Annotated in this window: 11 protein-coding genes; 8 read left to right on the top strand and 3 right to left on the bottom strand. The window is 50.1% G+C overall.

Translation table 11 applies throughout. The features are described 5' to 3' along the window. Nucleotides 1-61: 61 nt before the first annotated feature. On the bottom strand, nucleotides 62-694 hold the full coding sequence (locus YC6258_RS25285) for an IS66 family transposase (protein WP_044619342.1): 633 nt from the start codon (nucleotides 692-694) through the stop codon (nucleotides 62-64). Between the two features lie 878 nt (nucleotides 695-1,572). On the opposite strand from YC6258_RS25285, the gene yccX reads away from it, so the two are divergent. Next, complete coding sequence (gene yccX / locus YC6258_RS25280; protein ID WP_044619341.1) at nucleotides 1,573-1,854, top strand: acylphosphatase; 282 nt, start codon at nucleotides 1,573-1,575, stop codon at nucleotides 1,852-1,854. 21 nt (nucleotides 1,855-1,875) lie between these two features. Here yccX and YC6258_RS25275 read toward each other — a convergent pair whose 3' ends face one another. Further along, complete coding sequence (locus tag YC6258_RS25275) at nucleotides 1,876-2,196, bottom strand: hypothetical protein (RefSeq protein ID WP_144407745.1); 321 nt, start codon at nucleotides 2,194-2,196, stop codon at nucleotides 1,876-1,878. Between the two features lie 241 nt (nucleotides 2,197-2,437). On the opposite strand from YC6258_RS25275, the gene YC6258_RS25270 reads away from it, so the two are divergent. Further along, nucleotides 2,438-3,385 (top strand): GlxA family transcriptional regulator, encoded by a 948-nt coding sequence (locus YC6258_RS25270; RefSeq protein ID WP_169749028.1) that lies wholly within the window; start codon nucleotides 2,438-2,440, stop codon nucleotides 3,383-3,385. 402 nt (nucleotides 3,386-3,787) lie between these two features. Then, complete coding sequence (locus YC6258_RS25265) at nucleotides 3,788-4,693, top strand: sulfotransferase domain-containing protein (RefSeq protein ID WP_044619338.1); 906 nt, start codon at nucleotides 3,788-3,790, stop codon at nucleotides 4,691-4,693. A 25-nt stretch (nucleotides 4,694-4,718) separates the two neighbouring features. On the opposite strand, the gene YC6258_RS27745 is transcribed toward YC6258_RS25265, so the two are convergent. Continuing rightward, a complete protein-coding gene (locus YC6258_RS27745) occupies nucleotides 4,719-6,365 on the bottom strand; it encodes an EF-hand domain-containing protein (protein ID WP_052830574.1) in 1,647 nt (548 codons plus the stop codon). Nucleotides 6,366-6,683: 318 nt separating this feature from the next. On the opposite strand from YC6258_RS27745, the gene YC6258_RS25255 reads away from it, so the two are divergent. The 5 genes from YC6258_RS25255 to astB all read left to right on the top strand — a co-directional run bounded on the left by YC6258_RS25255 (nucleotide 6,684) and on the right by astB (nucleotide 12,860). Next, entirely contained in the window at nucleotides 6,684-7,901 is a 1,218-nt protein-coding gene (locus YC6258_RS25255) for an acetylornithine/succinyldiaminopimelate transaminase (RefSeq protein WP_044619337.1), read from the top strand. A gap of 5 nt (nucleotides 7,902-7,906) precedes the next feature. Next, entirely contained in the window at nucleotides 7,907-8,920 is a 1,014-nt protein-coding gene (locus YC6258_RS25250; RefSeq protein ID WP_044619336.1) for an arginine N-succinyltransferase, read from the top strand. 9 nt (nucleotides 8,921-8,929) lie between these two features. Continuing rightward, nucleotides 8,930-9,976, top strand: coding sequence for an arginine N-succinyltransferase (astA, locus tag YC6258_RS25245; RefSeq protein WP_044619335.1), 1,047 nt, complete (start codon nucleotides 8,930-8,932; stop codon nucleotides 9,974-9,976). Nucleotides 9,977-10,053: 77 nt separating this feature from the next. Then, entirely contained in the window at nucleotides 10,054-11,520 is a 1,467-nt protein-coding gene (gene astD, locus YC6258_RS25240; protein ID WP_044619334.1) for a succinylglutamate-semialdehyde dehydrogenase, read from the top strand. Continuing rightward, the gene (gene astB / locus YC6258_RS25235; protein WP_044619333.1) at nucleotides 11,517-12,860 is read left to right on the top strand and encodes an N-succinylarginine dihydrolase; all 1,344 of its coding nucleotides are present in this window, start codon (nucleotides 11,517-11,519) and stop codon (nucleotides 12,858-12,860) included. Before astD ends, astB begins: the two co-directional genes overlap by 4 nt. The last annotated feature ends 65 nt before the right edge of the window (nucleotides 12,861-12,925 follow it).

Below are 12,925 nucleotides of genomic sequence, written 5' to 3'. Positions count from 1 at the left end.
TTGCAGGTAAGTGATCCACAAACCCTGGTCTATAGTTCCCCGGTCATCTCTCTTTCCGTACTTACATCCAGATGACAGAGCAGTAAGACTTTGCAGTCTTTCGCACCGGTCGATTTGGGCAGGATTTAAAGAGATGTTTCAGGTACGTATACGGCTCATGACCTTGAAGCTGACAGGTTTCAATAAAGTGGTGAAAAAAGACATTGGTGCGCCCACCACGAGAGGTATTGGCAAAGAACCAATGCATACGGCCGGCGGCGAAGGGCCAGATGGCCCGCTCATCGGCGTTATTGTTAAGGTCCGGCAAGCCGTTCTCATAGTAGCGTACCAGTCTGGAGCATTGGTTCAGGGAGTATTGAGTTGTTTTGCCCAAGACCGGTTTCGGTGGCGCTGTCTGAGAATTCTGGCGGATTTTGCAGTTTGCCAACAACGGCACGGCTTTGTCCTGGCGCCGTTGAGAATGCTGCTCTACGTTGAGTGATTGTTCTCGGGCGGCGGTAAATTTTTTGATCCACCTCACCAGAATGATGGTGGGTTCGTTCTTGGCTGCCGGGAGATCTGTCTGCACCGATTCCGGGTCGAATAACCTTAACTGATCCTCAGACAACCGCCGAGTACATGGCTGGCACTTTTGCCTCATCAGGTTTTTCTGTTGTACCGGATTCATAAGTGCTGCCGCTTTTGAATCAATCATTGTTATTTTCCAGAATGTGTTGTAATTGTCCGTATCTGAATAGACTTTAATGATCGTCAATGAGTGACCATAAGCGACATTGCTTTCAGTATTTTTTGTAGATTTAAATGGAAAATATCCTGTCTTTACAATGACATTTTCAGTTTCTGGACTCATAGATATTAATGATCGTCAATGAGTGATCACGACTGACATTGCTTTCAGTATTATCTATCGATTTAAACGGAATATATCCTTCCATTACAATGACATTTTTAATTTCTGGGCCGAGACTTGAACCGGATCACCTTTTTGGGGTCGGTAAAACCAATTGTCTTGCTGATGTTTAAGCCAGATGAAGATAGAGCGCTGCCAGGGTTTGTCCACAACTGGACCATTGTGGATCAGATCGGCAAGTCGAGAAGGGGATAGTCAACTAAAATTCATATGATCGTTGTAGATGATAACAATCAGAAGATACATCGGAAGGCAGAAAGTTACTGAGGATATTAAAAACGGCGGTTGGGAGCGCACCTGCGTTATTATGAATAAGAACTATGAAGGAAATAAGACACAGCAGTGATGTACTACTTAAGGAGGATTCAGGCAGTATGAAAAGAAGATGTACAAAAACGTAATGAGGCAGAACGCCGATATAGACGACTGACGGGATTCCGTAAAATTTTTCGCCGTTTGAAACACCGGATGTTGTATTGCGGTTTTTTAAAACACTTCTCGCTGATTGCAGATAAGCGACGAATGCGATATCTGAAACGGGGGGTATTCATCATTTCTTTCCCGGTAGTCATGAGTGTGAACACGCCTGAATATGGAACGATATCCCACTATTGATGATAAGCTTTGTTTGTGACGTCTTATGACAATTCCGGGAGTAAATCATGAGTCAGATGAAATCGGTACGGGTGTTGGTAACCGGTCGGGTTCAGGGAGTAGGTTTTCGTTATTCCACCAAACAAATGGCGGCATCCCTGGGGATTACCGGTCATGCCAGAAATCTCGCCGATGGCCGGGTGGAGGTGGAGGCTCACGGATCTCCAACGGAAATAGCCCAGTTGCTGACCTGGCTGCGGCAGGGGTCGGAGTACGCGAGGGTGGAGCATTTGCAGACAGAAGAGATCACCGGCACGGTGCCAGCCGCTGATCGGTTTATCACTTTATAATGGCGCGGCAATAGTGCATGGTTATTGTGGTTGCTTATGGGATGACGAATGGAGCTGATGCAGGAATCGGATGCTGTCGTCAATCTTACAGATGGTTGCACCGTGTTCCTCCAGCAGCAAAGCGCAACTCAAGGTAATTTCCTTAACCAACACCCGACATGATGAAAAGGCACCAATCAGCTCCGCCAGCCTTTGCTCATGAAGAGGATCAAGACCGGTCAGGCTGGAGGCAGCATTGATTTCCGCTTCGATATTGCCCCGTTCATCAATGAAAATAAATTCATCCGCACAGTTGAACTGCTGAGCAATCTCGTGATTTTTAAAAGGAATGAGTGTAATCAACAGCATACTCTCAAAGAGAAACAACCTGATATCTATCAGATTACTGTAGAGCGGGATAAAAAGATTCAGACAGATCAGCGCTAACATTGTTTCATTATGTAAGTATCAGAGTTTTCTTGCCATTATCTCTTGTCAGGCCCTGGCTGTTGATAGTGAACGTTGTGCTGGAAATACGATTCATCCGCAGATCTGTTAAGGTGATCATGGTTAAATGATCAGAAAAAGTATAAGGAGTTATCCGTTGAGAATTGGTTTTGTGTTGATGCCTGGGTATTCATCGATCAGTTATGTATCGGCGGTCGAAGCGCTGCTGGTGTGTAATCAATTGATGGGCGAAGAGTATTATCGCATTGAAAATGCCTGTCTGACTGGCAACAGCTCTGTCTCTTCTCTGGGTAACAAAGTGACCTGCGAGCATTGTCTGGACACTTTGGGACCTATGGACGCGTACTTTATCGCCGGTACTTCTCCGGGGACCTATCAGCATGAAGAAATACTTCACACCTGGTTGGCGGAACTGGACCCGGACAGCGTGCTGGCTGGCATCGCCACCGGCAGTTATGACCTCGCCAGAGCTGGATTGCTCAATGGTTATCGGGCGGTCATTCACTGGTGGAAGTATGAGGAGATCATGAGTTCCTTTAAGTCCGTGGTGTTGTCAACCGATGTTTATGCGGTGGATCGCAACCGCTATACCTGCCGGGGGGGAACCGCCTCGCTGGATATGATGCTGTTTCTGCTGGCTCGTCAGCAGGGGATGGAATTGGCACAGGTGGTGGCGCAGTACTTTGTGGATGAACGATTGGGGAATCACCCGCGCATGGCGCCGGTTCCTCTGTCCAAACGTACGCAGGCGGAACAACCTAAACTGGCTGAAGCTTTGGCGTTGATGGAAGCCAATATCGAAGAACCATTAACGACAGATGATATTTCTGTTCATGTCAAAATATCCCGTCGGCAACTGGAGCGACTGTTTAAGAAGCATCTTGATTCGGTGCCATCAAAATATTATCAACAGATCCGCCTTGAAAAAGCCCGCCAGATGCTACTGAACAGCTCCGATAGTATTGCAGATATTGGTCTGAGTTGTGGCTTTTCCAGTGGTGCTCATTTCAGTACGGCATACCGCAGCCAATACGGTATTACGCCAAGTGAAGAACGCCGTCTCAGTCAAAAAATTGTTCTCTGACGGGATGCTGGAAAAACGGTTTTTTTCGAAGCATATTTATTCGCCCTGCTGCGGATGTTTAACATCGCATTTCTGAATATCGGGCAGAAATAATGAATACGCCTTATTGCAGATCCGTCGTGAATATATCCCCATAAGTCCGAGAATAACATCCGTTATGAATGGCATTTATGTAAAAAAAGACTCTTAATAAAGTGTTAAATAAAAAAATATTTTTGATTTTGTTGTTAATTGTTATGAATGCTGTTGATTAACAACTGTTTATAAGTCATCCGGTTTCTTTCGGTACGATAAATTCTTCATAAAGATAACGAAAATCTGTCGATGCATCCTACTAATGCTTTATGGGGGAAAGGTATGTGCGGACATATGATGTTTGCGGGAAACAGAGGAGATAGATGTATGAATCAAATGATAAGTCCGGTAAAAACCACTGAGCTTCAAAAAAGCATAATTGATTCCACCATTTGGAATGATTTCCAATATCGTAATGATGATATCGTCATTGGTACTTATTCGAAGTCAGGAACGACATGGATGCAGCAAATCGTGTCGCAACTGATTTTTTCGGGTGAAGAAACACATGACGTGGCTGAGATATCCCCTTGGCTCGATTTTGCCTTTTCACCCAAAGAAGCTGTTCTGGCCCAGCTCGAAGCACAGGCGCACCGGCGCTTTATTAAAACCCATTTGCCAGCGGATGCTCTGTTGTTCAACGATAACGCCAAATACATTTATATTGGTCGCGATGGTCGGGATGTGTTGTGGAGTTTATACAACCATGTCGTCAATATTGATCATGATCAGCAACGACAACTGGCTGAAAAGAGCGGTAAAACCGAGCTTCCACAGATGCCTCGCCTTGATATGTCTGTGGTTGAGTATTTTCACTATTGGCTGGATCATGACGGGGAGCCGTTCTGGTCGTTCTGGCATCATATTCGTTCCTGGTGGTCTCTTCGTAATTCGCCTAATGTCTATCTGGTTCATTTTGCCAATCTTAAACAGGACATGGCCGGTGAAATACGCAGGATTGCTGACTTTATCGAACAACCGATCGACGAATCAGTGTGGCCGGACATTCTGCAGCATTGCAGTTTTGAACATATGAAAAGCCATGCTGAAAAATATGTCCCCGCTGGTGGTTCGATCTGGAAAGGGGGGGCCCGGACTTTTATGAACAAAGGCAATAATGGTCGTTGGCGGGATGTACTGAGTGCCGCAGAGATCGAAAAGTACGAACAGTTGGTTGCCCGTGAACTGGACAGTGACTGTGCTCACTGGCTGGCCACTGGTGAACTTCGCTGATGGCCGGAGCGAAGTAAACTGCTGATCAACGAACCAGATTCTGAATATTGGTGTATTCCGAAAGATTTTTGAGTGATTGTTGTTGCTGTTGCCGCATGCGCTTCAGGTTCTCAATCATGGAGCGCATTTCCTGTAATCGGGAGTCGGTATCCTTGCTGCCGAGATCAAAGCGATCGGGCAGGTTTTCCAGAAAACTGAATCGGGCGGCTTCGGGAATAGTTACCTGTGGCTGGCGATCCAGCACCGAAACATGGTTATCAGTAGTGGAGATGCTACGCATGGAATTGGTAATCCATTGCTGTATATGCGAGTAGTGATTGCTGCGCTGCGGTGACGCTGCAGTATTTGCAACCGTCTGACCTGTTACCTCCCAGTTGACCTCATAGTTGCTGTGATTACGACCATCACGCTCGGCAGAGCGGGTAAGTGGTGCATGTATCCCGGAGGATAAATCCGACGGCATGCCATAAGATAATCTCACCAGCGTGTGGGCATTCCGGGCATCCAGCGTGGTATCGTCAAACTGGAAGAAGCTCAGTGCTGAATCGACATGCAGAGTGTCCCCGGCTTCTGTGCTCACGGTTTGTTCCATTCGAGTATATGGGCCGGTACTGGGTTGGGTTTCGAAGTTCTTCAGGTGAACTTCCTGCACCAGTAATACCTTACCGTCTTCACTCAGCGCCACTCCGCTTTGTTTGATGCTGCCCTGAAATTCACCGGAATCACTGTTGAGGTCGTAGTCTGAGGCCACAGAACCCAGGTAGATCGCACCAACGCCCGTCGATGCCAGTGACTCAACGGACTGTCCCTGGTCGTTAAAACTCATAAAACCCAGCTGGCTGTAAATGGAGTCGTTTTCGTCGATCCAACCGTTACCGTCCTCATCATATTGCCTGAGTTCATCGAACCCATGACCTGTGGCCGGCCCAAACATTTCATTACCATTGTCAATGGTGCCGTTATGGTTCTTGTCGAACACGAGAAATCCAGTGCCAGCGGCGGTCTGTGAGACGGTATCAAGTTTACCATCGGCATTGAGATCGAATTCAAATGTCAAATCTGACAGCTCAACCGCACCACCATTGATATTAATCATCAGTGGATCAATCAGGTCCACATTGCCGACAAACGTATTGGTTTGCTGCTGTTGTACATGGCGGTTGAAATCAAGCGCCAGCATGAAATCGATACTGCGGCCGTCTTCGGTGGTGACTTGCCCAAGGGCTTCCAGAGAAAGATTCTCCTGGCGTTCGACAGTCAATACGCTGCCGACGGATACGTAGACGTTACTGTCGATCTGCTGACTCCGGCTGGCCGGAAATACCCGGCTGACGGTTATTTCGGTTTCTGTCAGTTGTTGTGACAAGTGTTCCGCCAGATAGCTGGAAGCGTGCTCGCTGGTCGCACCGCTGTCCTGATAGGTGACCGAGGATTGGGTGCTGATTTGTTGCTGCTCAGCGGTCGTGGTCGACAGGCTCAGTGTAATGCCCGCGCTCTGCGTTGCCTCACGTTGACTGCCTGACAGGGAGATCGGAGTTTGTGCTGACGACTCAAGGTTCGCCTGAGTCTGTTCCCGGTCAGTGATGGTGACAGTCAGGTTAGTGAGATCGGAAATCTGCGCCGATTGGGTTTGCTGACCGTTTAACAACACGTGTGAATCACTGATTTTCATGCGCCATCCTCTGCTGGGTCTCAAGGCTTATGGAGCAAATCGGCGCGACCCTTAAAAACATTAAGGCCGTTAGGTTATCAGCGGCAATATTTTGCCGGTCTTTCGCTTATAAAGCACGCGGACACCGCAATATCTGCAACATGTCCCTTCCATCGCAACGGGGAATCCGCAAATATATAACCGTCTGTCGCAACTCCGTAAGGGGTTCGAGCCGGATTGTCCCTAGAATGTATTGAGCCGGGTTGCATGGTATTGGCTGCGCACACGAGTTCAGCCATTCCAGGCCTAATTGACTTTTAGTATCAGCAAGGAAAAAACATGAAAGATTCCAAGCCCTCCGTCAGCAGAGATTTATTTGATCAGGTTATGGTGCCAAATTATTCCCCGGCGAAGATCATTCCTGTGCGAGGACAGGGATCGCGACTTTGGGATCAGGACGGTCGTGACTACATCGATTTTGTGGCCGGCATCGCCGTGAATGCTCTGGGTCATTCTCACCCGCGTCTGGTGCAGACCTTGAAAGACCAGGGCGAAAAACTCTGGCACCTGGCCAATATCATGACCAACGAGCCGGCACTGCGACTGGCGGCCAGGTTATGCGAGCTGACATTTGCCGAGAAAGTGTTTTTCTGTAACTCCGGGGCTGAGGCCAATGAAGCGGCACTCAAACTGGCCAGACGGTATGCCTATGATCATTATGGGGAGCAGAAACACGAAATTATTTCCACCCTGAACAGTTTCCATGGCCGGACTCTGTTTACCGTCAGTGTCGGCGGTCAGGCGAAATACAAACAGGGCTTTGAGCCCACTCCCGGTGGCATTTCCCACGTCCCTTATAACGACATTGCGGCCATGGAAGCAGCGATCAGCGATAAAACCTGTGCCGTGATCATTGAACCCGTGCAGGGTGAAGGCGGTGTCCATCCGGCCAAAGAGGGTTATCTGGAAGCGGTTAAAGCGTTGTGCGAGAAACACAACGCACTGTTGATTTTTGATGAGATTCAAACCGGCATGGGCCGCAGCGGCAAGCTGTTCGCCTATGAAAAATACGGTGTGGTACCGGATATTCTGACCTCCGCCAAAGCCCTGGGCTGTGGTTTCCCGATCGGGGCAATGCTGACCACCGACAAGATCGCCGCCAGTTTCACCGTGGGTACCCATGGTTCCACGTTTGGTGGCAATGCGCTGGCGTGTGCGGTGTCCGAAGTTGCCGTCGAACTACTGTCAGATCCGGAACTGCTGCAGCATGTTGAAACGACAGCGGCAAAACTGACATCACGACTTCAGGCCCTTGGCGAGCAGTATGGGATGTTTCAGGATATCCGGAACTGCGGTTTGCTGATCGGCTGTGAAATGTCCCCTGCCTATCAGGACCGAGCCAAAGATCTGGTGAACATCGGTCATACTGAGGGCGTGATGTTACACGTGGCCGGACCCAATGTTCTGCGTCTGTTACCACCTTTGAACATGACCGATGAGGAACTTGAGGAAGGCTTACAGAGAATTGCCAACGCCATGGCGAAAATGGCGGGCTGAGAAATATGCAGATCGTACGCCCGGTTAATGTCATCGATATCCCGGCAATCGAACGATTGCTGGTTGAGAATGGTGTCAATGTCACCAGCTTGCCGCAGGATCGTGACCGGCTGGCAGAAATTGTCAGCCTGTCCACCAAATCATTCAATCTGGAACAGGAAGCGGTGGAGTTTCCGTTCTTTATGTTTGTACTGGAGGATCTTGAGACTGGCAGTGTAATCGGCGTGTGCGGTCTGGAAGCCTCTGCAGGTTCGGGCTATCCGTTCTTCAATTATCGCCTGGAGGATCTGATTCATGCCTCCCATCACCTGGAAGTGAAAAATCAGATCCCGGTATTGCATTTGTCCCATGAGTTGACTGGCTCAACGGTATTGAAGTCATTTGCAATGAAACCCGAGCATAAACATACCGATGGTTTTGCGCTGTTGGTCCGTGCCAGATTGATGTTTTACTGCGCGTTTCAGTCGCTGTTTTCAGACCGTTTGTGTACGGAAATTCAGGGGGTTCTGAATGAGCAGGGCGAGTCAGAATTCTGGAACAGTATTGGACAGAAATTTTTCGATATCGATTTTGCCACGGCAGACTATTATGCCGGTGTCAAAAGTAAAACCTTTATTGCCGAGCTGATGCCTCAGCATCCTATCTACCTGCCGTTGCTCAGTCCCGAAGCCCAGGAAACCATCAACCGCGAACATCCTCAGACAGCGATGAACTGTCAGCTGTTTTTTGCGGAAGGTTTTACCAAGACCCGGTTTGTGGATATTTTCGATGGCGGTCCGGTACTGATGGCGCAGAAGCAATCTTTGAAGACCTTTAAGGATTATCACGCCAAACAGATTAAGGTGAGTCATCAGGTGGGTGGTCTGAAATATTTGATCAGTAATCAGAGCCTGCGGGACTTCCGCTGTGTCATCGGTAATCTGGTGGATGGTGTGGGAGATACTGTTCGCATCAATCCGGAAATCGCTGACGCTCTGCAACTGGAAGCCGGCAGCGTAGCCGGTTACTCGATGTTATAAGGAACCACCATGTATCTGATTCGCCCGATCGTTAGCGAAGAAACGGAAGTGCTGTTCAAAATGGCACAGGAATCCGGTGTCGGCGTGACCACTTTGCCCGCCAATTATGATCGAATGATGGCCAAAATCAGCCGCTCGGTGAAATCCTTTGCTGATCAGGTTGAACAGAAAGACGCTTTGTATCTGTTTGTGTTGGAAGACACGCAGAGCGGAAACATCATCGGTATCAGTGCGATTGAAAGCCAGATTGGCCATCAGGACGTCTGGTACAACTACCGGCTGGGCAATACCGTACATGCCTCCCAGGAACTCGGTGTGCATAAACAGATCGCCACTCTGTTCCTCAGCAACGATCAGACCGGCATGAGTGAGCTGTGCACGCTGTATTTGAAACCCCAGTATCGGAAAGGGATGAACGGCCGGTTTTTGAGCAAAAGCCGATACCTGTTTCTGGCGGAATTCAGCGAACGCTTCTCTGAATATGTGATTGCCGAAATGCGTGGATTTTCCGATGAGCAGGGGCATTCGCCGTTTTGGGAAAGTCTTGGCCGGCACTTTTTCTCCATGGAATTTCGCAAAGCCGACTATCTGACCGGTCTGGGCAACAAAGCCTTCATTGCCGAGCTGATGCCCAAATATCCCATCTACGTCCCGTTTCTGTCGCCAGAGGCACAGGCCGTCATTGGCCGGGTGCATGAAAACACCGAGCCGGCGCTTGCATTGTTGGAGCAGGAAGGGTTTCGAAAAAACAACTATCTCGACATTTTTGATGCCGGCCCTTCTGTGCAGTGTCGGTTGCGGGAGATACGTGCGGTGCGTGCCAGCCGGTTATTCCGGGTGAAGATACGTACCGAAGTCGCCGCCATTAAAGAGCCCAAGCTGGATACCGTGATGGTGTGTAACCGGCAACTGGCGGATTGGCGGGTCATTACCTGCAGCCGGTTTAACTTCACCAATGACCAGGTCACGCTGACGCCTGAACAGGCCGATGTTCTGGGGGTCGGTGAGGGTGATGTGGTCCGGGCCGTGGGAATCTCCCCCGAACATAAATTCTGACCATAAGGGCTTACCTGATACCCAGGTGCTGTTATCCAGGACATAACATTTATTTAACTGAATCACGGAGCCTCATAATGACAGAGTCGCTGTTTATTGATAACCAATGGCTCGCCGGCGAAGGCGGGTTGTTTTACTCCACTCATTCCATTTCCCATGACATTGTCTGGCAGGGTAACGCCGCCACTGAACAACAGGTGGATAGCGCCGTGCAGGCGGCAAGGAACGCTTTGCGGACATGGCGCAAAACCTCTCTTGAAGCACGTATAGCCATCGTTCGGGCATTTGCCTCATTGTTGGAGCAGAACCAGGAGATGCTGGCCAATATTATCGGTCTGGAAACCGGTAAGCCGCTTTGGGAAGCGCGTACCGAAGTGGCGGCTATGAAAGGAAAGATCGATATTTCCATCCGCGCTTACGAACAACGTACCGGTTTCAGTGAAAACGATACTCCTCAGGGACGCACAGTGTTGCGTCATCGACCCCATGGCGTTGTGGCGGTATTCGGACCGTACAATTTCCCGGGACATCTGCCTAATGGTCATATTGTCCCGGCGCTGATTGCGGGTAATACCGTGCTGTTCAAACCCAGTGAGCTGACCCCGGCAACTGCCGAAAAAACCGTGCAGCTCTGGCAGCAGTCCGGGCTGCCGGCCGGGGTGCTGAATCTGCTGCAGGGCGAGAAGGAAACCGGCATCGCGTTGGCCGGTCACAGTGGTATCGATGGTTTGTTTTTTACCGGCAGTTCCAACACCGGACAGTTACTGCATCAACAGTTTGCCGGTCGGCCGGACAAAATTCTGGCCCTGGAAATGGGTGGCAATAATCCCCTGATCATTGGCTCCCGCTTTAATTTGCAAGGGGCTGTTCACCATACGCTGTCGTCGGCATTCCTGTCGGCCGGGCAGCGTTGTACCTGTGCCCGGCGACTGATGGTGCCGGTCGGCGATGCCGGGGATGAGTTTCTGGCGGCACTGGTTAGCAGTACGGCAAAATTGACCGTTGGTCATTACGATGCTGATCCTCAGCCTTTCATGGGCGCATTGGTATCTGTACAGGCCGCACAGGGTATCGTCAAAGCCTGGGAGCATTTATGTGAACTCGGCGGCCGGCCGCTGTACGAACTTCAATCGTTGCAGCCCGGTACTGCGCTGCTGGGTCCTGGCATTATCGATCTGACCGGCGTCAGTGATGTGCCTGATCAGGAGTATTTTGGCCCTCTGCTGAGTGTTTACCGTTACCAGCAATTTGAAGAGGCATTGAGTTTGGCGAACGCCACCCGCTATGGGTTGTCGGCCGGACTGATCAGTGATGAGCGCAGTGAGTACGAGTGGTTTGTTGAAGAGGTCAGGGCCGGCATTATCAATTGGAATAAACCGATTACCGGGGCTTCCAGCGCAGCGCCGTTCGGCGGCGTGGGCGCGTCGGGCAATCACCGTCCATCGGCATTTTATGCGGCTGATTACTGTGCTTATCCGGTTGCATCGATGGAGGATGATACGGCCTCCGTCCCAGCCAATCTGCCTCCAGGATTAACATTATGAGCGTTTACGAAGTTAATTTTGATGGTCTGGTTGGCCCTACACACAGTTATGCCGGGTTGTCCTATGGCAACGTGGCATCTGCCCGCAATGTGGCGGAATCATCGAACCCGAAACAGGCGGCCCTGCAGGGACTGGCAAAGATGAAACAGCTGCATGACGCCGGTTTTAAACAAGGCATCCTGTTGCCTCATGAACGCCCTTACATTCCGGTTCTTAAACAGCTGGGTTTCAGTGGCACTGAAGCCAGCATTCTGCAACTGGCCGCCAGACAGGCTCCGGAGCTGCTGGCCGCCGCCAGTTCAGCATCCTGTATGTGGACGGCCAACGCTGCCACCGTGTCCCCCAGTGCAGATACTCACGATGGCCGGGTACATTTCACCGCAGCCAATCTGAATAATAAATTTCATCGTTCTATCGAGCATCCATTGACCAGCCGGATGTTGCAGGCGATTTTTGCAGAGGAAACCGTCTTTGCTCATCATCCGGCGTTACCCGCTGTCAGTCAGTTTGGTGATGAAGGCGCTGCCAATCACACTCGCTTGTGTGTTGATTATGGCCAGCCGGGGGTGGAGTTGTTCGTCTATGGGCAGCACGCTTTCAATTACACCAGTGCACGTCCGACCCGATATCCGGCCAGGCAGACCCTTGAGGCTTCGCAGGCGATTGCCAGGCTGCATGGCCTGGAACCGCAGCGCACTGTCTTTGCCCAGCAGGCTCCGAACGCCATCGATGCGGGGGTATTTCATAACGATGTTATTGCCGTCGGTAATCGTGAGTGGCTGTTTTATCACGAAGAAGCGTTTTTGAACGAAGCGCAATTGTTGCAGGAGCTGGAGGAAAAACTGGGGCTGGGGGTGTTAAAAACCATCCGGGTCAGTGGTGAACAAGTGCCATTGAATGATGTGATTCATTCGTATCTGTTCAATTCCCAGTTGTTATCCCGTCCAGATGGCTCCATGGTGCTGGTGGTGCCATTGGAGTGCCGTGAAATTGCCTCGGTATCGGTATTTCTGGATCAACTCGTAGGCGATACCAGCAATCCAATCAACGAGCTGCTGGTTTTTGATCTCAAGCAAAGTATGAAAAATGGTGGCGGACCCGCCTGCCTGCGTTTGCGTGTGGTTCTTACCGAAGACGAATTGGCAGCTGTTCACAGCGGATGTCTGCTGACCGATGAGTTGTTCGGCCTACTGAATGCCTGGGTGAACAAACACTATCGCGACCGGTTGAGTTTTGATGATCTCAGTGACCCGGCGCTGCTGCAGGAAAGTCGGACCGCATTGGATGAACTGACCGGTTTATTGAATTTGGGGTCGATATACGATTTCCAGCGGGTATAGCGATTCCGCGACTCTCTTCTATAATGGAATATAGGAGAGAGTTTTTAGCACATCTTTCACAGCAA

It is taken from the genome of Gynuella sunshinyii YC6258, assembly GCF_000940805.1.
Taxonomy (GTDB): Bacteria; Pseudomonadota; Gammaproteobacteria; order Pseudomonadales; family Natronospirillaceae; genus Gynuella; species Gynuella sunshinyii.
Note: the sequence above shows the minus strand (reverse complement) of the source record. Positions and strands in the feature narration are given on the sequence as shown.

Excerpts from the sequence above, each read along its gene's own strand:
- YC6258_RS25285 (WP_044619342.1), bottom strand. The coding sequence starts at position 694 with ATGATTGATTCAAAAGCGGCAGCACTTATGAATCCGGTACAACAGAAA.
- yccX (WP_044619341.1), top strand. The coding sequence starts at position 1,573 with ATGAGTCAGATGAAATCGGTACGGGTGTTGGTAACCGGTCGGGTTCAG.
- YC6258_RS25265 (WP_044619338.1), top strand. The coding sequence starts at position 3,788 with ATGAATCAAATGATAAGTCCGGTAAAAACCACTGAGCTTCAAAAAAGC.
- YC6258_RS27745 (WP_052830574.1), bottom strand. The coding sequence starts at position 6,365 with ATGAAAATCAGTGATTCACACGTGTTGTTAAACGGTCAGCAAACCCAA.
- YC6258_RS25255 (WP_044619337.1), top strand. The coding sequence starts at position 6,684 with ATGAAAGATTCCAAGCCCTCCGTCAGCAGAGATTTATTTGATCAGGTT.
- YC6258_RS25250 (WP_044619336.1), top strand. The coding sequence starts at position 7,907 with ATGCAGATCGTACGCCCGGTTAATGTCATCGATATCCCGGCAATCGAA.
- astA (WP_044619335.1), top strand. The coding sequence starts at position 8,930 with ATGTATCTGATTCGCCCGATCGTTAGCGAAGAAACGGAAGTGCTGTTC.
- astD (WP_044619334.1), top strand. The coding sequence starts at position 10,054 with ATGACAGAGTCGCTGTTTATTGATAACCAATGGCTCGCCGGCGAAGGC.
- astB (WP_044619333.1), top strand. The coding sequence starts at position 11,517 with ATGAGCGTTTACGAAGTTAATTTTGATGGTCTGGTTGGCCCTACACAC.